The 23,716-nt window shown below is 63.4% G+C and carries 22 protein-coding genes and 6 tRNA genes; 10 read left to right on the forward strand and 18 right to left on the reverse strand.

Going from position 1 to position 23,716, the window contains the following annotated elements; genetic code table 11:
* Positions 1-114: 114 nt before the first annotated feature.
* A complete protein-coding gene (locus ASD94_RS17380; RefSeq protein ID WP_056645466.1) occupies positions 115-597 on the reverse strand; it encodes a thioesterase family protein in 483 nt (160 codons plus the stop codon).
* Positions 594-1,526 carry a histone deacetylase gene (locus ASD94_RS17385; RefSeq protein WP_056645470.1) on the reverse strand — a complete coding sequence of 311 codons (933 nt, stop codon included), beginning with the start codon at positions 1,524-1,526 and terminating at the stop codon, positions 594-596. Before ASD94_RS17385 ends, ASD94_RS17380 begins: the two co-directional genes overlap by 4 nt.
* Before the next feature lie 200 nt (positions 1,527-1,726).
* Here ASD94_RS17385 and ASD94_RS17390 point away from each other — a divergent pair, with 200 nt between their 5' ends.
* The 3 genes from ASD94_RS17390 (at position 1,727) to ASD94_RS17400 (ending at position 4,604) form a co-directional block, all read left to right on the forward strand.
* Complete coding sequence (locus ASD94_RS17390; RefSeq protein WP_056645474.1) at positions 1,727-2,275, forward strand: phasin family protein; 549 nt, start codon at positions 1,727-1,729, stop codon at positions 2,273-2,275.
* Positions 2,276-2,674: 399 nt separating this feature from the next.
* Entirely contained in the window at positions 2,675-3,727 is a 1,053-nt protein-coding gene (locus tag ASD94_RS17395) for an extracellular solute-binding protein (protein ID WP_056645480.1), read from the forward strand.
* Between the two features lie 118 nt (positions 3,728-3,845).
* Positions 3,846-4,604 carry a 3-hydroxyacyl-CoA dehydrogenase gene (locus ASD94_RS17400; RefSeq protein WP_015014461.1) on the forward strand — a complete coding sequence of 253 codons (759 nt, stop codon included), beginning with the start codon at positions 3,846-3,848 and terminating at the stop codon, positions 4,602-4,604.
* A 251-nt stretch (positions 4,605-4,855) separates the two neighbouring features.
* Here the strand turns inward: ASD94_RS17400 and ASD94_RS17405 are convergent, their stop codons facing one another.
* The 12 genes from ASD94_RS17405 to folC form a co-directional block, all read right to left on the reverse strand.
* Positions 4,856-7,738 (reverse strand): EAL domain-containing protein, encoded by a 2,883-nt coding sequence (locus ASD94_RS17405; RefSeq protein ID WP_082576923.1) that lies wholly within the window; start codon positions 7,736-7,738, stop codon positions 4,856-4,858.
* A 215-nt stretch (positions 7,739-7,953) separates the two neighbouring features.
* Positions 7,954-8,030: transfer RNA gene (locus ASD94_RS17410), tRNA-Asp, on the reverse strand.
* A gap of 26 nt (positions 8,031-8,056) precedes the next feature.
* Positions 8,057-8,132, reverse strand: a tRNA-Glu gene (locus ASD94_RS17415).
* Positions 8,133-8,169: 37 nt separating this feature from the next.
* Positions 8,170-8,245: transfer RNA gene (locus ASD94_RS17420), tRNA-Ala, on the reverse strand.
* 65 nt (positions 8,246-8,310) lie between these two features.
* Positions 8,311-8,387, reverse strand: a tRNA-Asp gene (locus ASD94_RS17425).
* Positions 8,388-8,406: 19 nt separating this feature from the next.
* Positions 8,407-8,479, reverse strand: a tRNA-Glu gene (locus ASD94_RS17430).
* A 32-nt stretch (positions 8,480-8,511) separates the two neighbouring features.
* A tRNA-Ala gene (locus ASD94_RS17435) sits at positions 8,512-8,587 on the reverse strand.
* Between the two features lie 65 nt (positions 8,588-8,652).
* Positions 8,653-10,074: a glutamate--tRNA ligase gene (gltX, locus tag ASD94_RS17440; protein ID WP_056645482.1), complete on the reverse strand. Its 1,422-nt coding sequence runs from the start codon at positions 10,072-10,074 to the stop codon at positions 8,653-8,655.
* A 146-nt stretch (positions 10,075-10,220) separates the two neighbouring features.
* Positions 10,221-11,726: an amidophosphoribosyltransferase gene (gene purF, locus ASD94_RS17445; RefSeq protein WP_056645485.1), complete on the reverse strand. Its 1,506-nt coding sequence runs from the start codon at positions 11,724-11,726 to the stop codon at positions 10,221-10,223.
* Between the two features lie 78 nt (positions 11,727-11,804).
* Entirely contained in the window at positions 11,805-12,293 is a 489-nt protein-coding gene (locus ASD94_RS17450) for a CvpA family protein (protein WP_056645488.1), read from the reverse strand.
* Between the two features lie 28 nt (positions 12,294-12,321).
* Complete coding sequence (locus ASD94_RS17455; protein WP_056645491.1) at positions 12,322-13,164, reverse strand: SPOR domain-containing protein; 843 nt, start codon at positions 13,162-13,164, stop codon at positions 12,322-12,324.
* Positions 13,165-13,186: 22 nt separating this feature from the next.
* Positions 13,187-14,512, reverse strand: a complete 1,326-nt coding sequence (gene folC / locus ASD94_RS17460) for a bifunctional tetrahydrofolate synthase/dihydrofolate synthase (RefSeq protein ID WP_056645494.1) — start codon at positions 14,510-14,512, stop codon at positions 13,187-13,189.
* A gap of 52 nt (positions 14,513-14,564) precedes the next feature.
* Here folC and ASD94_RS17465 point away from each other — a divergent pair, with 52 nt between their 5' ends.
* The 4 genes from ASD94_RS17465 to argG all read left to right on the forward strand — a co-directional run bounded on the left by ASD94_RS17465 (position 14,565) and on the right by argG (position 17,658).
* Positions 14,565-14,957, forward strand: a complete 393-nt coding sequence (locus ASD94_RS17465) for an arsenate reductase (protein ID WP_056645975.1) — start codon at positions 14,565-14,567, stop codon at positions 14,955-14,957.
* A 135-nt stretch (positions 14,958-15,092) separates the two neighbouring features.
* Positions 15,093-15,755: a glycine zipper 2TM domain-containing protein gene (locus ASD94_RS17470; RefSeq protein WP_056645497.1), complete on the forward strand. Its 663-nt coding sequence runs from the start codon at positions 15,093-15,095 to the stop codon at positions 15,753-15,755.
* 162 nt (positions 15,756-15,917) lie between these two features.
* On the forward strand, positions 15,918-16,235 hold the full coding sequence (locus tag ASD94_RS17475) for a pyrimidine/purine nucleoside phosphorylase (RefSeq protein WP_015014470.1): 318 nt from the start codon (positions 15,918-15,920) through the stop codon (positions 16,233-16,235).
* Positions 16,236-16,320: 85 nt separating this feature from the next.
* Positions 16,321-17,658, forward strand: a complete 1,338-nt coding sequence (gene argG / locus ASD94_RS17480; RefSeq protein WP_056645500.1) for an argininosuccinate synthase — start codon at positions 16,321-16,323, stop codon at positions 17,656-17,658.
* Between the two features lie 222 nt (positions 17,659-17,880).
* On the opposite strand, the gene murB is transcribed toward argG, so the two are convergent.
* Positions 17,881-18,954: a UDP-N-acetylmuramate dehydrogenase gene (murB, locus tag ASD94_RS17485; RefSeq protein ID WP_056645503.1), complete on the reverse strand. Its 1,074-nt coding sequence runs from the start codon at positions 18,952-18,954 to the stop codon at positions 17,881-17,883.
* Between the two features lie 85 nt (positions 18,955-19,039).
* Here murB and ASD94_RS17490 point away from each other — a divergent pair, with 85 nt between their 5' ends.
* From ASD94_RS17490 to ASD94_RS17500, 3 genes are read left to right on the forward strand one after another with little or no spacing between them, the layout of a single operon-like run.
* A complete protein-coding gene (locus ASD94_RS17490; protein ID WP_056645506.1) occupies positions 19,040-19,525 on the forward strand; it encodes a YajQ family cyclic di-GMP-binding protein in 486 nt (161 codons plus the stop codon).
* A 1-nt stretch (position 19,526) separates the two neighbouring features.
* Entirely contained in the window at positions 19,527-20,297 is a 771-nt protein-coding gene (locus tag ASD94_RS17495) for a TIGR02281 family clan AA aspartic protease (protein WP_235510699.1), read from the forward strand.
* A gap of 8 nt (positions 20,298-20,305) precedes the next feature.
* Positions 20,306-21,325, forward strand: coding sequence for an HD-GYP domain-containing protein (locus ASD94_RS17500; protein WP_056645510.1), 1,020 nt, complete (start codon positions 20,306-20,308; stop codon positions 21,323-21,325).
* 39 nt (positions 21,326-21,364) lie between these two features.
* Here ASD94_RS17500 and plsY read toward each other — a convergent pair whose 3' ends face one another.
* From plsY to ASD94_RS17515, 3 genes are all read right to left on the reverse strand, one after another.
* Positions 21,365-22,057, reverse strand: a complete 693-nt coding sequence (gene plsY / locus ASD94_RS17505; RefSeq protein WP_015014476.1) for a glycerol-3-phosphate 1-O-acyltransferase PlsY — start codon at positions 22,055-22,057, stop codon at positions 21,365-21,367.
* Between the two features lie 57 nt (positions 22,058-22,114).
* Positions 22,115-22,606, reverse strand: coding sequence for an aminoacyl-tRNA deacylase (locus ASD94_RS17510; protein WP_056063754.1), 492 nt, complete (start codon positions 22,604-22,606; stop codon positions 22,115-22,117).
* A gap of 71 nt (positions 22,607-22,677) precedes the next feature.
* Positions 22,678-23,637, reverse strand: coding sequence for a LysR family transcriptional regulator (locus ASD94_RS17515; RefSeq protein ID WP_056645513.1), 960 nt, complete (start codon positions 23,635-23,637; stop codon positions 22,678-22,680).
* Between the last annotated feature and the right edge of the window lie 79 nt (positions 23,638-23,716).

Below are 23,716 nucleotides of genomic sequence, written 5' to 3' on the forward strand. Positions count from 1 at the left end.
CGGCGTCAGCCAGTGTTCAGCCACCACCTGCATTTAGCGCCATTTCGGGCCAGGGCGCACATCGCACCTGCGCCCTTTGCTATCAAATCAATGGCAGCAGCGTGCCGCCGCCCATCAACCTGGCATGACCAGCGCCTGCAGCACGGCGCGCAACGCGTCTGGCACGGCCACCGGGCGACGGGTTTCGCGGTCCACATACACATGGATGAAGTGGCCCGCCGCTGCCGTCATCGGCTCGCCTTGCGCAAACAGGCCCACCTCGTAGCGCACGCTGGAGCCCCCCAGCCGCGCAACGCGGATGCCAGCCTCCACCGTCTGCGGGAACGCCAGCGGCGCGAAGTAATTGCACTGGGTTTCGATGACCAGGCCGATGGTTCCACCCGCGTGGATGTCGAGCACGCCCTGGTCGATCAGGTGGGCATTCACCGCCGTATCGAACCAGCTGTAGTACACGACGTTGTTCACGTGGCCATACACGTCGTTGTCGGCCCAGCGCGTGGTGATGGGGCGGAACACGCGGTAGGCGCTGCGCGGCTGCGGAGCCGGGCGGGCGGGCACGGATGGAGTGGTGGACGGGGTGCTGGCGGCAGAGGTCATGGCCGCACATTCTGCCAGCGCTGGTGGTACTGCCAGGCCACGCGCCAGGTGGTGAGTTGCGCCTGCAGCGTGTCCTCCAGGTCGTCGCCGTAGCCGCCCGCCATGACGAACACCGTGGGAATGCGCCGCTGCCAGGCCCAGTCAAATACCCGCCGGTCGCGTGCCTCCAGCCCATCGTGGGTGACAGCAAGACGCCCCAGCCGATCGCCCACATGGGGGTCCGCACCCGCAAGATAAAACACCAGATCTGGCTTGCAGCGGTGGTCCAGCGCGTCCAGGGCCTGGTCCAGCGCGTGCAGGTACTCATCATCAGCACACCCGTCGGGCAGCTCCACATCCAGGTCGCTCGGCTCCTTGCGAAACGGAAAGTTGCGCGCGCCGTGCAGCGACAGGGTGAACACACTGTCGTCGCACTGAAAGATATGGGCTGTGCCATTGCCCTGGTGCACATCCAGGTCGATCACCGCCACCTGCAACGGCCAGCCCGATCCATCGTTCAGGTGATCGGCCTGTACCTGCCGGGCAGCCACCGCCACATCGTTGAATACACAAAAGCCGCTGCCCTTGTCGGCATACGCGTGGTGCGTGCCACCCGCCAGGTTGCCCGCCACCCCCTCGCGCCACGCGGCGCGGGTGGCCGCCAGGGTGGCGCCCACCGAGCGGCGCGCGCGCTCGGCCATGGCCGGGCTCCAGGGAAAGCCGATCTCCCGCTGCGCCGGGGGCGCCAGCGTTCCGTGGGCGATGGCGTCGATGTACTGCTGGCTATGCACCCGCGCCAGCGCCTCATCCGAGGCTGGCAAAGCTTCCTTCAACAGCGCGTCAGGCAGGTGCGCAGCGATCCGATCGCGCAGCATGCGGTACTTGGCCATGGGGAAGCGATGGCCTTCGGGCAAGGGCAACACGAAGTGGTCGGCATAGTAGGCGTGCATGACGCAATTGTGGCAAGTCGGGGATTTCTGGGTGATCGTGTCTAATTTGCTGCACCGCAACAAAAACCCCTTGCAATAGCGCAGCAAGCCCCTAAAATTCAACCCATGCTGCACTGCAACATGACTCACCCGGTCAAGGTCAGCGCAGATGTCTGTGAACCACCCCGGCCCTTCGGGCCCTCATTCTTAGGAGATATGACATGTCGCTGACCGCAGAACAAATCCTGGCATCCCACAAGGCCAACATCGAAACCCTGTTTGGCTTGACCACCAAGGCGTTCGAAGGCGTGGAAAAGCTGGTCGAACTGAACGTGACCGCTTCGCGCGCTGCCCTGTCCGAAGCCGCCAACCACACCCAAGCCGTGCTGGGCGTGAAGGACGCACAAGAGCTGCTGGCCCTGCAAGCTGGCCTGTTCCAGCCCCTGGCTGAAAAGACCGCCGCCTACAGCCGTCACCTGTATGACATCGCTTCGGGCACCGGTGCCGAATTCGGCAAGGCTTTCGAAACCCAGGCCACCGACGCACAAAAGGCTTTCACCAACCTGGTGGACAGCGCCGCCAAGAACGCCCCTGCCGGCTCCGAAACCGCCGTCGCCGTGATGAAGAGCGCCGTGTCGGCCGCCAACAACGCGTTTGAGTCGGTGCAAAAGGCCGTCAAGCAAGCGTCTGACGTGGCAGAAGCCAACTTCAACGCTGTGGCCAACACCGCTGCCAACGCTGCCAAGACGGCCGCTCCCCGCAAGCGTTAATCGCCATGTTGGCGGTCTGGAGTGCAACCTCTAGGCCGCGTTCAGGGAATACCCTGATAATGCAATCCATGCGCTGCTGACCTTGTCAACAGCGCCCCAGTTGTCTCCTTGGATCCTCTCGAAACCCCCGTTTCAAGGATCCTTTTAAAGCCCGGTTTTACGACTGGGCTTTTTTTTGCCTGCGCGCAATACAAGCCCATTCGACCTGGCCCGAGGCCGGATGTTGATCGGCACTTTGGACGCACTCGCCCAACGCGCCGCAATGCCGTTACCCAGTGCCTGGCCCTTGCTCCACGTCAAATCCAGACCCCAAATCCAGCCGTCGAATCGGATATTTATTAAGAATAATTCGCGTTTGCTTTATCATTGGTGCAGTTTCAACCCCGAAAGACGCAACCCATGTCGAAGACTGTGAAAGCCTTGCTGAGCGCTTGTGCCCTGGCCGCCGCTGCAGGCGCCGTGCATGCCCAGGAACAAGTGGTCAACCTCTACTCGGCCCGCCACTACTCCACCGACGAAGCGCTTTACACGGGCTTCACCAAGGCCACGGGCATCAAGATCAACCGCGTGGACGCCGACGACGCCGGCATCCTGGCCCGCCTGAAGGCCGAGGGCTCCGCCTCCCCTGCCGACGTGATCCTGCTGGTGGACGCCGCCCGCCTGTACAAGGGTGAGGTCGATGGCCTGTTCCAGCCCATCCAGTCCAAGGTGCTGAACGATGCCATCCCCGCCAACCTGCGCAGCCAACCTGCGGCGGACGGCGGCATTTCGTGGTTTGGACTGTCCACCCGCGCGCGCGTGATCGTCTACAACAAGGTCAAAATGCAAAAGGCCGATGTGGACACGTATGAAGAATTGGGTGACCCCAAGAACAAGGGCAAGCTGTGCATCCGCTCCGGCTCGCACCCTTACAACCTGAGCCTGTTCGGCGCAGTCACCGAGCATTTGGGCGAACAAAAAGCCGAGGCCTGGCTCAAGGGCATGGTGGCCAACCTGGCCCGCCCACCCAAGGGCGGCGACACCGACCAGATCAAGGCCGTGGCCGCAGGCGAATGCGACATTGCAGTGACCAACACCTACTACCTGGCTCGCATGATGCGCTCCAACGCACCCGAGGATGTGGCAGTGGTCAACAAGGTGGGCGTGGTGTTCCCCAACCAGGAGTCCTGGGGCACGCACCTGAACATCGCTGGTGGCGCTGTGGCCAAGCACTCCAAGAACCAGGCCAATGCCGTCAAGTTCCTCGAATACCTGGCCAGCCCCGAGGCACAGAACTACTTTGCCAATGGCAACAATGAGTGGCCCGCCGCCAAGGGCGTGACACTGGACAACCCCGCCCTCAAGGCCATGACTGGCGGCAAGCCCTTCAAGAGCGAAACCATCCCGATCAGCGCGGTGGGCGCCAACACGACCAAGGTGCAGCAGATGCTGGACCGCGTGGGCTTCCAGTAAGCCGCCCCTGCCTCACCCACCACAAGCCCGGCCTCGTCCGGGCTTTTTTCGCCTTCGGCACGGCTGGGAGATGCGCCATAATTGACGTTTACGTTAACGTCACTTAATGGAGACAACCATGGACATCCAAGGCAAGGTATTCATCGTCACCGGCGGCGCGTCGGGCTTGGGCGAAGGCACGGCACGCATGCTGGCCGCCCAGGGCGGCACCGTGGTCATTGCCGACATGCAGGCAGAAAAAGGCGAGGCCGTGGCCAAGGAAATCGGCGGCGCGTTCGTGAAATGCGATGTGAGCAACGAGGCCGATGGCCAGGCCGTCGTGGCCAAGGCGGTGTCGCTCGGGAAACTGGTGGGCCTCGTGAACTGCGCGGGCATCGCCCCTGCGGAAAAGACCGTTGGCAAGAACGGCGCACATGCGCTGGCCCTGTTCAGCAAGACCATCACGGTCAATCTGATCGGCAGCTTCAACATGATCCGCCTGGCCGCCGAGGCCATGAGCAAGAACGAGCCTGAGTCCACGGGCGAGCGCGGCGTACTGATCTCCACGGCCAGCGTGGCCGCCTATGACGGACAGATCGGCCAGGCCGCCTACGCCGCCTCCAAGGGCGGCGTGGTAGGCATGACCCTGCCGATTGCCCGTGACCTGGCCCGCAACGGCATCCGCAACATGACCATTGCCCCTGGCATTTTTGGTACCCCCATGCTGTTTGGCATGCCGCAAGAAGTGCAGGACGCGTTGGCCGCTGGCGTGCCCTTCCCCAGCCGCCTGGGCACCCCCCAGGACTATGCCAAGCTGGTGCGCCACATCCTTGAAAACGACATGCTCAATGGCGAGGTGATTCGCCTGGACGGTGCCATTCGCCTGGCACCTCGCTGAGCCTCGACTGAGCTTGGGCAGGGGCTCTAAGGACCGCCTGAATGCTATTTATTCGATAGCTATCCAGGCATATTTCCTCTGCGCATAGGGCTTGTTTGGCACAAAATTGGCCACACAAAGGCTTGGAGTGGCTCCTGTTTCAGGCGCGCCAAACACGCCCCCCAATTGCCGCCTGCCCGCCCACTCGCCGCGCTGACAACGCGGCGGTTCCGCGTTGACCATGCGATCCCCTCTGGCCTCTCCTCGACCTTTCAACCCGGTACCGCGTGGCCCTGGGTCAACATACCGTCCAGGTCCATGGCGGGCACCGGACGGCTGAAGTGGTAGCCCTGCCCCGTGTCGCAACCCAGTCCCAAAAGCACCTCGCACTGGACGGCCGTCTCCACGCCTTCGGCAATGGTTTCCAGACCCAGACTCTGTGCCAGGCCAATGATGGCGCGCACGATGTGGGGTGCGCTGGGGTCATCACCCAGGTGGCGCACGAACGACTGGTCGATCTTGAGCTTGTGGACCTTGAGGCGCTGGATGTAGCTGAACGATGAATACCCCGTGCCAAAGTCGTCGATGGACAGCTTCACCCCCAGGTCACACAGCTGCTGCACGATGGCAATCACCTGTTCTGGCGCATCCATGGCGATGCTCTCCGTCAGCTCCAGTTCCAGCATCTGCGGCGGTACACCACTGTCGGCCAGCGACCGGCGCACCGTGTCCACCAGGCCTGGGTGGCGAAACTGCACCATCGACAGGTTCACCGCCACCACCAGCTCAGTGTGGCCGGCATCGCGCCAGTGCCGGGCCTGTGCCAGCGCGGTGCGCAACACCCATTCACCCATGCCCAGAATCTGTCCGCTGCTTTCCGCCACCGGAATGAACTCGGCGGGGCCGACGGTGCCCAGCTCGGGGTGAGTCCAGCGCAGCAGCGCCTCTACCCCCACCAGCTGGTGATCCCGCAGCCGGATTTGGGGCTGGTAGTGCAGCGCCAGCTGGCCTTGCACCAGGGCGCTGCGCAGGGCATTCTCAATCTGCAGCACCCTGAGCGAACGCGCCTGCATGTCTGTGGAGAAGAACCGGTAGGTATCGCGTCCAGACTCTTTGGCGCGGAACATGGCTGCGTCGGCACGCTGCGCCAGGGTTTCAAAGTCACCGCCGTCTTCGGGGTACATCGCAATCCCGATCGATGAGGTCACCACCAGCTCGTGGTGCTCCAGCTTGCAGATGCGGCGCACCTGCGCCTGCAGTTCGTCGGCCACGTGGGCCGCCTGCTGCGCATCGGTCAGGGGCAGCACGATGACGAACTCGTCCCCGCCCTGCCGGGACACCGTGTCTTCGTCGCGCACCACCGACTGCAAGCGGTGTGCAATTTCGATCAGCAGCCCGTCGCCCACTTGGTGACCCAGCGAGTCGTTCACGTTCTTGAAGTGGTCCAGGTCCAGGTACAACAGGGCCAGCTGGTGGCCGCTGCGCTGGGTGAGTGCCAGCGCCTGGCTGAACCGGGAGGCGAACATCGTGCGGTTGGGCAAGCCAGTCAATGCGTCAAAGTTGATCAGCTTGCGAATGCGCTCCTCGTCGCGCTTGCGCTCCGTCACATCCTCCTGCACCGCGAGATAGTGGGTGATGCGGCCCTGCTCGTCGTGCAGCGGCGAGATGATGGCGGACTCATGGTATTCGGCGCCCCCCTTGCGGCGGTTCACGAACTCGCCGCGCCACGGCCGACCTGACTCCAGGTGCTGCCACAGGTCGGCATACACGCTGGCGGGCGTGGAACCCGCGCTCAGCAGGCGCGGGTTGCGGCCAATGACCTCCTCGGGGCTGTAGCCCGTCGTGGCAGTGAATGCGGGGTTTACGTATTCGATGTTGCCATCGGCGCCCGCAATGAAGATGGAGTTGGGCGCTTGCTCCACGGCGTGGCGCAGCTTGCGCAAGGTATCCAGCGTCTGGACCCGCAGCGTGATGTCGCGGGACAGCACCACAAAGTGATCATCCGCCTCATCGTCCATTACCTTGCGTGCCACAGAGAGCTCAAACCAATGCTGGCCGTCGGGCAAGATCAGCGCGTACTGAAAGTCGCGGGCCAGGCCATGTTCGGCCGCCGCATCGATTGCCGCCTGCGCCACCGCTGCGGCCGCAGGCGGCAGGATGTCGTGGATCGACCGGCCGATGACCTCACTGGTCGGCATCAACAGCAACTCAGGCTGGCGCGTATGGATCTGCACATAGCGGCCATCGCGAGTCACCTCGAACATCAAGTCGGGGACCGCATCCAGCACGGCCCGCATGGCCTTGTCGGACTGCTTGAGCACCCGGTAAGGCGCCTCGATGGTGCCCACAAAAATGGCCCGGTAGAGGTAGTAGTACCCCGCCACCTTGTACAGATGGCCCAGCAGATTGAAGGCGTCCGTGGCGATGACGTAAAACGTGAAAAAGACCTCGCTCAGAGCCATCACCCACACTGCGGCGAACAGCCTCGCCACATCAAAGGCGGCGCGCTCGCGCGCACTGCGCAGCAGCAGCACCAACGACGCAGCATACAAAGCGACCACACCGTACTCGGCGGCGATCTTGAACCGCGTGAGCCCCTGAGCATCGTAGGTCTGCGGGTACCACTGCGGAAACCAGAACACAACGGCGTGGATGGCGGCCACCACAGCCAACACCAGTGCCAGCACCATCAACCGGCCCGGGCTTGAAACGGGCGCATCGCCGGGCGCGCGCCAGTGCAGCACTACGGCGCCCAGGAGCGTCAGCGCCCCCAGGTAGCGCGCGGGCAGCCAGAAATTGATGCCCTTGGCCACCGAGTTGGGCGTGATGTAGTCCGGCATGCCGGCAAAGGACAGCATGTGCGAAAAATCCAGGACCGCGACCCCCAGAAATCCGCAGGCCAGAACGAGGACATTACGCTGGGGGTTCAGGCTGTGCGCCTTCCACCCCACGGCAAACACCAGCGCCGACACGGCAATGGACAAGGTCTCCAGCACCTGGTGCAGCGTGAGGTAGTGCCCCACCCGCAAGGAGGTTGTCACCGAAAAATATACCCACGCAGCAACCAATCCACCGGTCAGCAGGTAAAGCACCGGTGCCACAGCTTTGAAACTGGCCTGGTGCTGCGGGTGGATCTGCAACCGAAGAAGGTTCATGGGCGCCAAATGGGTCTGTGAGGACCGGCCGCCTGAGCGATACGATGGTGCGGCCGGTACCGGCAATTCTTGCACAGGCCCACCCCTTGTAACAGGCTCAATCCGGGGCGACAGTCATTCAGCAGGCCCGGCTTCAATGCCTGCAGGGGAAAGCAGCAAAGAATACCGGGCATAAAAAAAACCGCTGCAGCCTTGCGACTGCAGCGGTTTGCATCTGGCGGAGTGGACGGGACTCGAACCCGCGACCCCCGGCGTGACAGGCCGGTATTCTAACCAACTGAACTACCACTCCTGGCAGGCAGCTTTTCGCTTCGAACTTGGCGACCCCACGGGGATTCGAACCCCGGTACTCACCGTGAAAGGGTGATGTCCTAGGCCTCTAGACGATGGGGTCAAAACCTTGGAACTAACCGAACTACTACTGACAAATTTGGTGGAGGTAAACGGGATCGAACCGATGACCTCTTGCATGCCATGCAAGCGCTCTCCCAGCTGAGCTATACCCCCCAAAACTTCTCTGGCTTGCACCAAAGAGAACCGTTGCATCTTCAAGATTTGCAACGGCTGATAACTGGCGGAGTGGACGGGACTCGAACCCGCGACCCCCGGCGTGACAGGCCGGTATTCTAACCAACTGAACTACCACTCCTGGCAGGCAGCTTTTCGCTTGACCCTACGGGGATTCGAACCCCGGTACTCACCGTGAAAGGGTGATGTCCTAGGCCTCTAGACGATAGGGTCAAAACCTTAGAACTAACCGTTATCAAGCTGTGTGGTGGAGGTAAACGGGATCGAACCGATGACCTCTTGCATGCCATGCAAGCGCTCTCCCAGCTGAGCTATACCCCCACTAAATGACCTCAAACACTTAGTATTTGTTGTCATCACCTGAGCCTTGAATTATAGACAGATTTTTAGCGGTTTCGCAAACGCGCTACAACTTTTTCACGTCCGACCAATTCCAGCACGGCATCGACCGACGGAGTGTGTGCGGTTCCGACCGTCAGCACGCGCGCGGGCATCGCCAACTGAGGCATCTTCAGGCCCTGGGCAGCCAGCACCTGCTTGAACGCCGCACTGATGGAAGCCTTGTCCCATTCACACCCAGACAGCGCATCGGCCAGCGCGTCCAGAGCAGGAGCAATGGCGTCGGTGACATGCTGCGCGCGCTCTGCATCGACGGGCGACACATCGCCATAAAAAACTTGCGCCCAGTTGGCGAGCACGACGGTGGTGTCGCACCGATCTTTGAACAGCGCGCAGATGCGAGGCAGACGGCCATCGGCCAGTGCCTCGGCCGAGACACCGCGGGCCTGCAATTGCGGAGCAACCAGCGCCGCCAGCGCATCATCGGCCATGGCTTTCAAGTGCTGGGCATTCACCCAGCGCAGCTTGGCTTCATCGAACTGCGCCGCGCTGCGGCCCAGGTGGTCCAGGTTGAACCACTGCAGGAACTGCTCGCGGCTGAATATCTCATCATCGCCGTGGCTCCAGCCCAAGCGGGCCAGGTAGTTCACCATGGCATCTGGCAAATAGCCTTCATCACGGTACTGCGTGACAGGCTTGGCGCCATTGCGCTTGCTCATCTTCTCGCCCTGCTCGTTCAGCACCGTAGGCAAGTGGGCATACACCGGAGGTTCCTCGCCCAGGGCGCGGAAGATGTTGATCTGGCGCGGTGTGTTGTTCACATGATCGTCACCGCGGATCACATGTGTGATCGCCATGTCGATATCGTCCACAACGACGCAAAAGTTGTAGGTGGGCGTCCCATCCGGGCGCGCGATGACCAGGTCATCCAGCTCATCGTTGCTGATCTCGATGCGGCCCTTGACCTTGTCGTCCCAAGCCACCACGCCACCTTGCGGGTTCTTGAAGCGCAGCACGGGCTGCACGCCCTCGGGAATGGCTGGCAGGGTCTTGCCCGATTCGGGGCGCCACGTGCCGTCGTAGCGGGGCTTCTCCTTGGCAGCCATCTGCCGCTCGCGCAGGGCATCCAGCTCTGCCACGCTCATGTAGCACGGATACACGTGCCCTGCGGCCTGCAGGTCTGCGAGCACGGACTTGTAACGGTCCATGCGCTGCATCTGATAGAACGGGCCTTCGTCGTGGTTCAAACCGAGCCAAGCCATGCCCTCGATGATGACGTCCACCGCCGCCTGGCTGGAGCGCTCCAGGTCGGTGTCTTCAATGCGCAGAATGAAGTCACCGCCCGTGGCGCGGGCAAACGCCCAGGGGTACAGGGCCGAGCGGATGTTGCCCAGGTGGATGAACCCCGTGGGCGAGGGTGCGAAACGGGTGCGTACGCGGCCCGTGCTGGATGCAATGGTTTCAGTCATAACAATCAATGCTGGCCCTCAACGGGGCCAGTTCCAAAATGGGTCAATCCGTCGTCGGGCGCAGCCGGCCCTGCTAAAGCCTCGCCCGTTCCACTGGAGGCCCAGCATCCCGTGCGATAGCCAGCGGTGGCTGCGCCAGTCCTTGGCTACGCTTCCTGCGCATTGGGCAAAGCAAGGCGCGAGGTGTCTTCCTCGCCCTCCTCCGCGCCCACACGCCCTTCGTTCAGGCTGGCAATCCCTTCTGCGGTGATGTCGCCCGTCACGTACACGCCATCAAAACACGACGCATCGAAACCAACGATGGCGCTATTGAGCGCGCCCACCGCCTTCTTCATGCCATCCACATCCTGGTAGATAAGCGCGTCGCAGCCAATGGCCTGGCGGATCTCTTCAACCGTGCGGCCGTGGGCTACCAGTTCGCTGCTGGTGGGCATATCGATGCCATACACGTTGGGGTAGCGCACAGGCGGCGCCGCGCTGGCCAGGTACACCTTGCGGGCTCCCGCATCGCGCGCCATCTGCACGATCTCGCGGCTGGTCGTGCCGCGTACGATGGAGTCATCCACCAGCAGCACGTTGCGGCCCTTGAACTCGCTGCCGATCACGTTAAGCTTTTGGCGCACCGACTTTTTGCGCACGCCCTGCCCCGGCATGATGAAGGTGCGGCCCACATAGCGGTTCTTGACGAAGCCCTCCCGATACGGGACGCCCAACAGATGTGCCAGTTGGGTGGCGCTGGGGCGGCTGGACTCGGGAATGGGGATGATCACGTCGATCTCGTTGGGCGGCACGGTGGATACCACGCGTTTGGCCAAGGCTTCACCCAGGTTCAGACGGGCTTGATAAACCGAGATGCCGTCAAGCACCGAATCAGGCCGCGCAAGGTACACAAACTCAAAGATGCATGGATTGAGCTGCGGGTTCTCAGCGCACTGGCTGGCGTGAACCTGGCCATCGAGCGTGATGAAAATCGCTTCGCCTGGGTTGATATTGCGGTCGAACACATGGGAGGTGCCTTCCAGCGCCACCGACTCGCTGCCCACCATCACGGTGCCGTCCTGGCTGCGGCCCATGGCCAACGGGCGAATGCCATGCGGGTCGCGGAAGGCCAGCAGGCCGTGGCCTGCGATCAGCGCGATCACGGCATACGAACCCTTGATGCGCTTGTGCACCGCACGCACGGCCGTGAAGACGTCCTCGGGCTGCAACGGCACACCGCGCGTGGCGCGTTCGAGCTCGTGCGCAAACACGTTCAGCAGAACTTCTGAATCGCTTTCGGTGTTGGTGTGGCGATGGTCTGTCTGGAACAGCTCCGTGCGCAGTTCGCGGGCGTTCGTCAGATTGCCGTTGTGCACCAGCACGATGCCGAACGGGGCGTTGACGTAAAACGGTTGCGCCTCTTCTTCGCTGTAGGCATTGCCGGCGGTGGGGTAGCGCACCTGGCCCAAGCCCACATTGCCCGGCAGAGCGCGCATGTTGCGCGTGCGAAAGACGTCCCGCACCATGCCCTTGGCCTTGTGCATGAAGAACTTGCGGCCCTGCTGGGTCACGATGCCAGCAGCATCCTGGCCACGATGCTGCAAGAGCAGCAAAGCGTCATAGATCAGCTGATTGACAGGCGCAGGACTGACGACGCCGACGATTCCACACATAGTTGTATTCCATCCATTTGCGGGAACAGCCCCGCGGTCATCCAACGGCAGCAGCTTCTGGCCGCTCCCGCTTCGATATCACGAAGGCAGATGCCTTCCAAATTCGTCCGGCAGCGCCGGTTTCAACCCCTTGAGCACCTCGGTCAAGACCGGTGCACCCTGCGACTCCTGCCACCACTGCGCCTCGTGCACAGGCGTGATGCCCGCCACCACGGCCACCGCCAGCAGCAAAACCAAACCGCGCAGCACGCCAAACACAGCACCCAAGGTGCGATCGGCAGGGCGCAGCCCTACCGCCTCCACCAGTTTTTTGGCGATCCAGGCCAGAAAACCACAAGCGAAAACTGAAGCCACAAACACCACGACAAAACCGGCTGCATATCGCAGTGAATCGCCCGAACCGCCCATGGGCAACAAGGCCGCGGCATCAGCTGCAAACCACTGCGCCACAAAAAACGACACCACCCAGCCCAGAACCGACAGCACTTCAAACACCAGGCCACGCCACGCACCAATCAGCATGGAGGCCAGCAACACAGCCACAAACACCCAATCCAGCGCAGCCATGGACAAACGGTAGCCCGATCAGCAACGCTTACAGGGTCAGCACAGAGGCCGACAGGTCCAGCGCCTTGATGCGTGCCGCCGCCTTGTCCGCCTCTGCTCGATTAGTGAACGGGCCGACACGCACCCGGGTGCGTTTGCCGTCTTTGGTGTCCACCACTTGCGTATAGGTCTTGAGGCCCACCCGTTCCACCTTGGTACGGGCTTCGCGGGCCTTTTCAGCATCTGCGAAGGCGCCAACCTGCACGATGAAACGCGCCTCTTCGGCACCCGCTGCCGCTGGCGCCGGAGTGCTGCGGCCTTCCAACAAAGCACGGGCACGCGCCGAGTCGTCCGCGCGCACAGGCTTGGGCTCGGGCGCAGGAGCAGGCGCTGGGGCCACGGGCGGCTTGGCCTCGTGTTTCACCTCGGGCCTGGCGGGTGCGGCTGCAGGGGCTGGCGCAGGTTTGGCTGCTGCGGGACGGGCGCTGGGCACCAGCTCCTCCCCGTCCGCCAGACCATTGGCCGCAGCCGTGCGCGAAGGTGCAGGCCGTTGTGCTGCAGCTGCGGGAGCCTGCTCTGGGGCGGCGGGTGCTGCAGGCTTGGCCGTGGCGGCATCGACCACGGGCGCAGGCACCACCAGCGGCGCGACCTTGTTGCGGTCCGGGATCTCGATGGGAATATCCACGGGAATGGGCCGTGGCTGGGTATCAAACAGCAGCGGAAACCCAATGACCCCCACCAGCACCAGCACCGCTGCGCCAATCAAACGATGCCGGGCGCGGCGGCGCATCACTTCGATGCTCTCAGCCTGTGGGGTGCGCGAGCGCTTGGACGGCTTTTCGGCCTGTTGCTGCTCACCCTGACCGGGCCACCGGAACTTGAAAAATGCCATGGACTAAGGACTCGTGAGGCGCTCAGGCGCCCAGATGTTTGGCGTGCAAGCGAGGTGTTCCGTTGATCAACACCCCACCCACTGTAAAGAACGAGCCAAAGACCACGATTCTATCAGCGGGGTCTGCAGCAGCCACCGCCGCGTGCAGGGCCTGCAGCGGGTCGGCATGCAAGCTGGACTTGACGTCCCGGCGACCGCCCGCCACCATGTGCACCGCATTCCACTTTTGCTGCAACACGGCGGCCGACTCTGCACGGGGAGTGGGCAGATCGGTGAAATACCAACGGTCCACCAGCGGCCCCACTTTGGCCAGCATCGGCGCCAGGTCTTTGTCCGCCATGGCACCAAACACCGCGTGGGTGGTAGGGAAGAACCCCATCGCATCCAGATTGGCCGTGAGCGCCGCCACGGAGTGGGGGTTGTGCGCCACATCCAGCACCAGCGTTGGCTGCCCCGGTACGATCTGAAACCGCCCCGGCAATTCCACCAGGGCCATGCCGTTGCGCACTGCCTGCGCTGTGACGGGGAGGCGGTCACGCAATGCCTCAAAAGCGGCCAGCACACCCGATGCGTTCACCAGCTGGTTGGCCCCGCGCAGGGACGGATAAGCCAGCCCGGCATAACGCCGCCCCCGGCCAGCCCAGCTCCACTGCTGCTTGTCGCCCGAAAAGTTGAAATCGCGCCCAAAACTCCACAGATCTGCGCCGATCTCCCGCGCGTGGTCCACCACGCTCTGGGGCGCCATCGGGTCACTCACGATGACCGGCCTGCCGGTACGCATGATGCCGGCCTTTTCCCGGCCAATGCTCTCGCGGTCCGGGCCCAGAAACTCTGTGTGGTCGATGTCGATGCTGGTGATGATGGCGCAGTCGGTGTCGATCACATTGGTGGCGTCCAGGCGCCCACCCAGGCCGACCTCAAGAATCGCCACATCCAGCAAGGCATGGCTCATGAGCCGCAGGATGGCCAGGGTGGTGAACTCAAAATACGTGAGCGACACCTCGTTGCCGTTCTGTGTTCTGGCAGCCTCCACCGCCTCGAAATGGGGCACCAGATCTGCCGCTGGGACGATTTCGCCATGCACGCGGCAGCGCTCTTCAAAGTGCACAAGGTGCGGCGAGGTGTACACGCCCGTGCGGTAACCCGCCTGCAGCGCCACCGCTTCGAGCATTGCGCAGGTCGATCCCTTGCCGTTGGTGCCCGCCACCGTGATTACTGGGCACTCGAAACGCAGCGCCATGCGGCGCGCGACTTCAGCGACCCGGTCCAGGCCCATGTCAATGTTGCGGGGGTGCAGCTGCTCGCAGTGGCGCAGCCAGCCTTCCAGGGTGTGGGGTTTGGTTTGCATACAGCCCGGGATTGTCGCCGAGCCCGCATTCACCCCCTCGATTTCGAGGATGATGCGCGGCATGAACACCGTCATCACCGTTTACGGCATCCCCAATTGCGATACCGTCAAAAAATCCCGGACCTGGTTTGCAGAGCAAGGGTTGGAAGTCCAGTTTCATGACTTCAAAAAGCAGGGCGTTCCGGCCGACCAACTCCCGGTCTGGCTGAAGGCGGTCGGCTGGCAAAAGCTGGTCAATCGCCAGGGGACCACCTGGCGCAAGCTCGATGCGGCAACGCAGGCAGCGGTGCTGGACGATGCGAGCGCCAGCGCACTGGTTCAGCAGCAACCCAGCGTGATCAAAAGGCCGGTGGTTCAGTGGCAGGACGCCAAAGGCCTGCATGTCACCATCGGATTTGTGCCGGACCAGTGGCCCGCTGGACCGGATGGCGCATCCAAGGGGTGACTTAGGACGGGGAACGCGGGAAAATCGCACAAATCTTTACGCAGATTTACGGCGTCCGGGCCCCGGGTTGACCAGGCGGCCCTAAACTTTTCTGCAGTCTGGTGCGTTATGTACCGACCCGAAAGGAGTTTCTCCATGAAAAAGATCGTGATTTTTTCTGCCCTGGCCGCCGTCGCCGTCGTGGCCAGCGCCCAGGAACAAGGCCGTGTGCTGTCTGCCACGCCCATCATTCAGCAAGTCGGCGTTCCGCAGCAGGTGTGTGGCAATGAAACCGTTTACAACGGCAACCGCACGACGGGCGCAGGCGCTGTGATTGGCGCGATTGCCGGTGGCGCTGTGGGCAATACCATTGGCAGGGGCAGCGGTCGCGCCGCAGCCACAGCCATCGGGGTGCTGGGTGGCGCAGTGGTGGGCAACCAGATCGAAGGCAACGGCCAGCCGCAGTACCAGAACGTGCAGCGCTGTACCACCGAGACGTATTACGAGAACCGCACGGTGGGCTACGACGTGGTCTATGAATACGCAGGCCGCCAGTACACCACCCGTACCCAGAACGACCCAGGCCGCTGGATTGCGGTGAACGTGCAGCCCGCTGGCCAGACCTATTCGACCCAGCCTGACCCATACGCGGCCCAAGGCGTTTACAGCCAGCCGGGTGTGGTGACCTCCACCTACCCCGTGCAGCCGGTGTACCAGGCACCACCCACTTACGTGACGCCCCCGGTCACGGTGATTGAATATGGCTACGACGGCGGACGCCCCTACTACCCGCACCACCGCAACCCCTACTGGCGTTAAGCGCCGGCAGCCAAGCTGCCCAGCCAGTGACCAAGAGCCCTTCGGGGCTCTTTTTCTTGGCACAAGCAGTCGAAGGCACGGATTTCGTTGGCGCCCGCAGTCCGAGGCGTCAGCACCCTGCCCTAAAATCGCGGGTTTCCTCCATTCCTACCCGCGCATTCCATGACCACCGAAAAAATCGACGGCGTGTCCGTCACCACCCAAGCCAATGTGTACTTTGACGGCAAGTGCGTGAGCCACGGCATCACCTTCCCGGACGGCACGAAGAAGTCGGTGGGTGTGGTGCTGCCCGCGACGCTCACGTTCAACACTGGCGCGCCTGAAATCATGGAATGTGTCGCAGGCTCGTGCGAATACAAGCTGGCAGGCACGGATGCGTGGGTGAAATCGTCCGCAGGCGAAAAGTTCAGCGTGCCCGGCAACTCCAAGTTCGACATCCGCGTGACCGAGGCCTATCACTACATCTGCCATTTCGGCTGAGATGTTCGGGCTGAAATTTGATTGATTTTGGCCTCTAGCGCTAGTCCAAAATGCGCTGGTAGCTATCATTTTTGAAGAAGATTCCATGGCAACCATCCTCCAGAACCTCCCCCTCGGCCAAAAGGTCGGCATCGCCTTCTCCGGCGGCCTCGATACCAGCGCCGCACTGCACTGGATGAAGCTCAAGGGCGCCGTGCCCTACGCCTACACCGCCAACCTGGGCCAGCCTGACGAGCCCGACTACGACGCCATCCCGCGCAAGGCCATGGAATACGGCGCCGAGAAGGCCCGCCTGGTGGACTGCCGCACGCAGCTGGCCCACGAAGGCATTGCCGCCCTGCAGGCTGGCGCCTTCCACATCAGCACCGGCGGCCTGACCTACTTCAACACCACGCCCCTGGGCCGCGCCGTCACCGGCACCATGCTGGTGGCCGCAATGAAGGAAGACGACGTCCACATCTGGGGCGACGGTTCGACCTTCAAGGGCAACGACATCGAGCGCTTCTACCGCTACGGCCTGCTCACCAACCCCTCGCTCAAGATCTACAAGCCCTGGCTGGACCAGCTGTTCATCGACGAGCTGGGCGGCCGTGCGGAAATGTCGGCGTTCATGACGCAGGCTGGCTTTGGCTACAAGATGAGCGCCGAGAAGGCCTACAGCACCGACAGCAACATGCTGGGCGCCACGCACGAGGCCAAGGACCTGGAGTTCCTGTCCAGCGGCATCCGCATCGTCAACCCCATCATGGGCGTGGCGTTCTGGAAGGAAGAAGTCGCCGTCAAGGCCGAGGAAGTGTCGGTGCGCTTTGAAGAAGGCCAGCCCGTCGCATTGAATGGCGTGGAGTTCAACGACCCGGTCGAACTGATCCTCGAAGCCAATCGCATCGGCGGCCGCCATGGCCTGGGCATGAGCGACCAGATCGAGAACCGCATCATCGAGGCCAAGAGCCGCGGCATCTACGAAGCCCCCGGCCTCGCCCTGCTGCACATTGCCTACGAACGCCTGGTGACCGGCATTCACAACGAGGACACCATCGAGCAGTACCGCATGAACGGCCTAAAGCTGGGCCGCCTGCTGTACCAGGGCCGCTGGTTCGACCCGCAAGCCATCATGCTGCGCGAAACCGCCCAGCGCTGGGTGGCCCGCGCCGTGACCGGCACCGTGACGCTGGAACTGCGCCGTGGCAACGACTACTCGCTGCTGAACACCGAGTCGCCCAACCTGACGTACCACCCCGAGCGCCTGTCGATGGAGAAGGTCGAAGACGCGCCGTTCTCGCCGCTGGACCGCATTGGTCAACTCACCATGCGCAATCTGGACATCGTGGACACGCGCGGCAAACTGGGCGTGTACTCGCGCGCCGGTCTGCTGTCGCTGGGAGGCAATGCCGCCCTGGCCCAGCTGGAAAACGACCGCAAGTAAGCCCTGAAGAAGCCCTCAGCTGTCAGAAGTCTCCCGGGTGCCGCCGGGAGCGCCTTGACAGTTTTTCTGAGATGAAAATGGCTGATAGCGCTAGTGCGATATGCCTTGGCAGCTATCAATAAATGAGTAAATCCACCCATGGGGTGGCTTTTTCATTGCCGTATCGGGGCAGGCGCTACACATGCACGCCCTAGGCACAGGGGCCGCAAAACACTTCGCGCGCTACACCACCACCGGCTCGGGCTCCAGCCGGATGCCAAAGCGCTCGTACACACTGGTCTGGATGGCCTTGGCCAGGGTCATCACTTCGCCCCCCGTCACGCTGTCAGCGCCCTGCCCCCGATTGACCAGCACCAGGGCCTGCTTTTCGTACACCCCGGCCTTGCCGATGGATTTGCCCTTCCAGCCGCAGGCATCGATCAGCCAGCCCGCGGCCAGCTTGATGCTGCCGTCCGGCATGGGGTAATGCACGATCTTGGGCTCGCGGGCGATGATGTCGGCGCACTGGTCCGGCGACACGGTGGGGTTCTTGAAGAAGCTGCCTGCGTTGCCCACCACAGTAGGGTCGGGCAGTTTGGCGCGGCGAATGTCGCAGATCCAGTCAAAAATCTGCCCGGCACTGGGGTGCTCCACCCCTGCCTCGGCGCGACGGCGCTCCAGGTCCAGATAGCCCAGTACCGGCTTCCAGGGCTTGGGCAGCCGAAAGCGCACATGCGTGATCACCGCCCGGCCTGCCAGCCCCATGCCGCGCGGCAGCCCGCTGCCGTCCTGCGCCTCGGAGGGTGCATGCTTGAAGACCGAATCGCGATAGCCAAAGCCGCACTGCGCGGCATCCAGGCTGAACGACTGGCCCGTGGCCAGATCGATGGCGTCGAGCGACTCGAAACGGTCCTGCAGCTCCACCCCGTAGGCGCCGATGTTCTGAACAGGTGACGCCCCCACGGTGCCCGGGATCAAGACCAGGTTCTCCAACCCGGGATAGCCGTGCGCCAGTGTCCAGGCCACGGCGTCGTGCCAGACCTCGCCAGCGCCCGCTTCCACGATCCAGGCCTTGGGGGTTTCCTCCACCAGGCGCAGGCCCTTGATTTCCATCTTGAGCACGACGGACTTCACATCACCGGTCAGGATGATGTTGCTACCGCCCCCCAGCACAAATTTCGGTGCGGGCGCGAGCTGGGGGTCAGCCAGCACAGCGTACACGTCATCCACCGAACGCACGCGCACCAAGGTTTGAGCGCGCGCGGCAATGCCGAAGGTGTTGCAGGGCTGTAAAGGGGCGTTTTTCTCGACTACCATTGGCCCGATTGTCGCACCCGGCCTTTTGGCCCCCTGCGATCAGCCCCCTTATCTGCACCTGTTTTCCCCGAGATAGAGACCCACCATGCCATCTTTTGACACCGTCTGCGAAGCCAACCTGGTCGAAGTGAAAAACGCGGTCGAGAACACCGCCAAGGAAATCACTACCCGTTTCGACTTCAAAGGCACCTCCGCCAGTATCGAGATCAAGGACAAGGAGATCACGCTGATCGGCGACGCCGACTTCCAGCTCACCCAGATCGAAGACGTGCTGCGCAACAAGCTCACCAAACGCAATGTGGACGTGCGTTTTCTGGACATGGGTGACGTGCAGAAAATGGGCGGCGACAAGGTCAAGCAAGTCATCAAGGTGCGCAACGGCATCGAGAGCGAGCTGGCCAAGAAGATCCAGAAGCTGCTCAAGGAAAGCAAGCTCAAGGTGCAAGGTGCCATCCAGGAAGACAAGGTGCGCGTGACCGGCGCCAAGCGCGACGACTTGCAGGCCGCCATGGCCCTGATCCGCAAGGATGTGACAGACGTGCCGCTGTCGTTCGACAACTTCCGCGACTGATATGAAGCAACACCCCCGTGCAGCCCTGCGGGCCGGCCCCCCGCTCTCGCAGCGCGGAGCGCTGCGGGCAGGGGGATGCCACCAGCGCAGCGGGGCGACCCTTGCGCAGCGGCTCCTGCATGCACCGCGCCGGTATCTGCACCTCGTGGCCCTGTGGATCGGTTTGCTGCTTGGCCCCACATGGGCACATGCGCAGGCCGTGGCGCTGGCGGGTGTGCTGGGTAGCAAGGCACTGCTCGTGGTGAACGCCAGCCCGCCCAAGGCGGTGGGCGCGGGGGATGAGTTCCAGGGTGTGAAAGTCATCGCCGTCGCCAAGGACGAGGCCACCGTCGAGATCCAGGGCGCACGGCGCACGCTGCGGATGGGCGAGGCGCCCGTGAGCGTGGGCGGACGCAGTGGCAGCGGCAAACGCATTTTGCTGGTGGCGGATGGCCGAGGGCATTTTGTGAACAGCGGCACCATCAACGGCCAGGTCATGCAGTACATGGTGGACACCGGGGCTTCCACCGTCGCCATCGGGCGGCCCGATGCGGAGCGCATGGGCCTCAACTACCAAAGCGGCCAGCCGGTGCGCGTGAACACTGCGAATGGTGTCGCCCAGGGCTGGCGCATGAAGCTCGACTCCATCCGCATTGGCGACGTCGAAGTCTTTGGGGTGGAGGCCATCATCACCTCGCAGCCCATGCCTTTCGTGCTACTGGGTAACAGCTTCCTGAACGAGTTCCAGATGACCCGCACCAACGACCAGATGGTGCTGGAAAAGCGCCACTGACACCGACGATGTCCGCACACCCAGCCTCCACCCACGCCCACTCCGAAGGGGAGTACGAAGACCTGCTCAGCCTCTGGTCCGACCTGGAGTCGGCCCTGTCGGTCCTGCTGAGCCGGCCGCTGCAGGTGCAGGATTTTCCGGGCAAGGTACGGCAGTTTGATGCCTGGCTGCAAGATCTGGTGGCGCACGACATCGACGCGGCGCTGTACCTGATGTTCCAGCATGCGTCCACATCCACCGTGGGCTACAGCGCATCGCACGCGCTGGTGTGTGGCACGCTGTGCCACATCATGGCGCTGGAGCTCAAACTGCCGCAGCGTGAGCGCGACAGCCTGGTGCGGGCCGCACTCACGATGAACATTGGCATGACAACCCTGCAAGACGAACTCGCCGTGCAACGCGAGCGCCCCTCCACCGAGCAGCAGGAGGCCATCAAGAGCCACCCCGAAGACAGCATGCTGCTGCTGGAGCGCCTGTTCATCAACGATCCTCTCTGGCTGGACGTGGTGGGGCAACACCATGCCAGCATTGCAGAGCGCGTACCCCTGGCCAACCAGGAGCCGATCGACCGGCTCACCCGCATCCTCGGCACCATCGACCGGTATGCCGCCATGATCAGCCCGCGCAAATCCCGCGCCGGGCGCAGCGCCACCGATTCGGTGCGCGCCATCGTGGGGCAAGAGGTGGACCAACGCGATGAGGTCAGCTACACCCTGGTGCGGTCCATCGGCCTGTGCCCCCCAGGTACCTTTGTCAAACTGGACAACGGAGAGACCGCCATCGTGCTGCGCCGCAGCGACAAGGCCAACCACCCGCTGGTGGCCAGCCTGCTGGACAACACCGGCAACCACCGCAGCCAGCCCAGCCTGTACCAGACCGCGAGCGGCAAGCCGCGCATCCAGTCGGCCCTGGCCCGGTCCGCCGTGAGCCTGGAGTTGAACCACCGCACCATGGTGCGTCTGGGGCTATACGCCGCGCAGCACGGCGCGGGGCTGCGCGGGCTGGTGACCGCGCCCGGAGCGCTCTGACGCAGCAGGGCAAGCGCCCAACCGGGCGCATGGCTACATTCAGTGTTTGGCCTTGGGCTTTGCTTTCGGCTTTGCCTTGGCGCTCTCTTCACCCTCGGCAGGTTTCGCCTTTTTGCTGCCCAGGCGCGATTCCGTGCCCGCAATCAGGCGCTGGATGTTTTCGCGGTGCCGCCAGGCCAGCAACAGCGCCATGACCACGATCGAGGCTGCAATCGTGCCCTCGGCATACCAGACCACGCCATCCACCATCAGGTAGTACACCGGGGCAAACGCAGCGGCCACCAGCGAGGCCAGCGACGAGTAGCGGAAGAAGAACGCAATGATGAGCCAGGTGGCCGCCGTGGCCAGACCCAGCCAGCCGCTGATGCCCACCAGCACGCCCAGCGCCGTCGCCACGCCCTTGCCACCCTGAAACCGGAAGAACACCGGCCACAGGTGCCCCAGGAAAGCAGCCAGCCCCACCAGCGCAACAGTGCCGTCCTCCAACCCATAGGGATGACCAAACCACATCACCAGCGCCACCGGCAGCCAGCCCTTCATCGCGTCCAGCAGCAAGGTCACGATGGCAGCTGCCTTGCTGCCCGAGCGCAGCACATTGGTGGCGCCGGGATTCTTGCTGCCATAGGTGCGCGGATCGCTCAGGCCCATGACGCGCGTCACGATGACGGCAAACGACAGCGAGCCCAACAGGTAGGCGGCCACAGTGGCAAGAACGGGATAGACGGCGGTCAAAGCAACTCCTTGGAAATCTAATGGTCAGCCTTCTGACGGGCTGTATCGCGCGGCGGCCTATTCTGCCAGCGCGCACTGCACCGGTTTGGCGCCCAGCAGCTGCACGCACACCTGCGGGTCCAACTGCACCAAAAAGCCCCGGCGCCCGCCATTGATGGCAATGCGGGGCAGCGCGAGGATGGTTTCTTCGATATAGACCGGCATGGTGCGCCGCGTGCCGAACGGAGACGTGCCGCCCACCAGGTAGCCGCTGTGCCGGTTGGCCACCTCGGGCGCGCAGGGCTCGACCGACTTGGCGCCGATCTGGCGTGCGAGGTTCTTGGTAGAGACCTTGCGATTGCCATGCATCAGCACCAGCAGTGGCTTGGCGTCCTGGTCCTGCATGACGAGGGTCTTGACCACGGTGAACGGGTCCAGGCCCAGTACCTCAGCGCTGTGCATGGCGCCTCCGTGCTCCAGGTACTCATACGGGTGTTCGGTGAAAGCCACCTTGTTCGCCTTGAGCAGCTGGGTGGCTTGGGTCTCGGAAACGTGTTCTTTCTTGGCCATGGTGTGGTGCGGATACGGCACCGATGGTATCCGTATCGAAATGTGAGCGCACTGGAACCTGCGGCGATGTGTCAGAACACCTGAGCAGGCGCCGCGGCGGCCTTGCGGCGCCGCCCTACCTTGCGTTTGCCGTATTCCTCGATGGCGACCACCAGCGCCTGCGTGAACTGCTGCACCAGCGTGGACTGAATGCGCCCCTCGGCCGCCAGCACCTGAAGGCGGCGCTGCTGCAGCTGTGCCTCGTCAAACGGCCGGGCTGCCAGCAGGCCCGCCTCCACCCAGCGCGCCGCCGTGAGGTAGCTGGCCAGCACCACGTCCTGCCCGCTCAGCAGCGGCAGCAGGGCCGACGAGAAATTGCTCTCCACGGCGGGCACATAGCGCAGGCCCTGCACCGCACAGCTCAGGTCAAACAGCTGCCGCCCGGTGGTGTTGGCGGCGCCCAGCAGCAGGGGGTAGCGCACCACGTCGGCCACGCTCACACTGCGCTGGCGCGCCAGCGGGTGCTGCGCGGGCATGACGGCGTAAATGGGTGCGATGGCCGAGTGCAGTACCTGCAAGCCCTTTTCGGGCGCCGTGCTGTACTTCAGCGCCAGATCGGCCTCACCGCGCAGCACCAGGGCCGACACCTCTTGCGGCACGGCCACCTGCAACTGCAGCTGCACCTGGGGGTGTGCCTGCCGAAACCCCGCCATGACCAGCGGCATGAAGGCTGCCGCAAACCCTTCGGTACACGCCAGCCGCACCCGAAGGGCACCTTGGGCGGACAGATCCTGCAATTGTTCGACCAGCTCCAGCGCCTGCGCGTCGTGCGCGCTGGCGTGGGCCAGCAGCCGGGTGCCTGCCTCGGTCAGCGTCATACCCCGGGCCTGGCGCTCGAACAGCACCACGCCCAGGCTGTCTTCCAGCTTGCCCAGCTGGCGGCTCACCGCCGAAGCGGCCACATGCAGGCGCTGCGCCGCCTGGTTGACGGAACCGGTGCGCGCCACCTCCAGAAAGTAGCGCAAGGGCAGGCTGAGCAATGAAACAGGCATGGTCTAAAAATCGCAAAAAGGCAATGGTGAATTGCCAAATCTCTATTCCAAGCAATGGTAAACCAGCATCCATCTTGCA

The organism is Acidovorax sp. Root70 (assembly GCF_001428225.1).
In the GTDB taxonomy this organism is placed as follows: Bacteria; Pseudomonadota; Gammaproteobacteria; order Burkholderiales; family Burkholderiaceae_C; genus Acidovorax.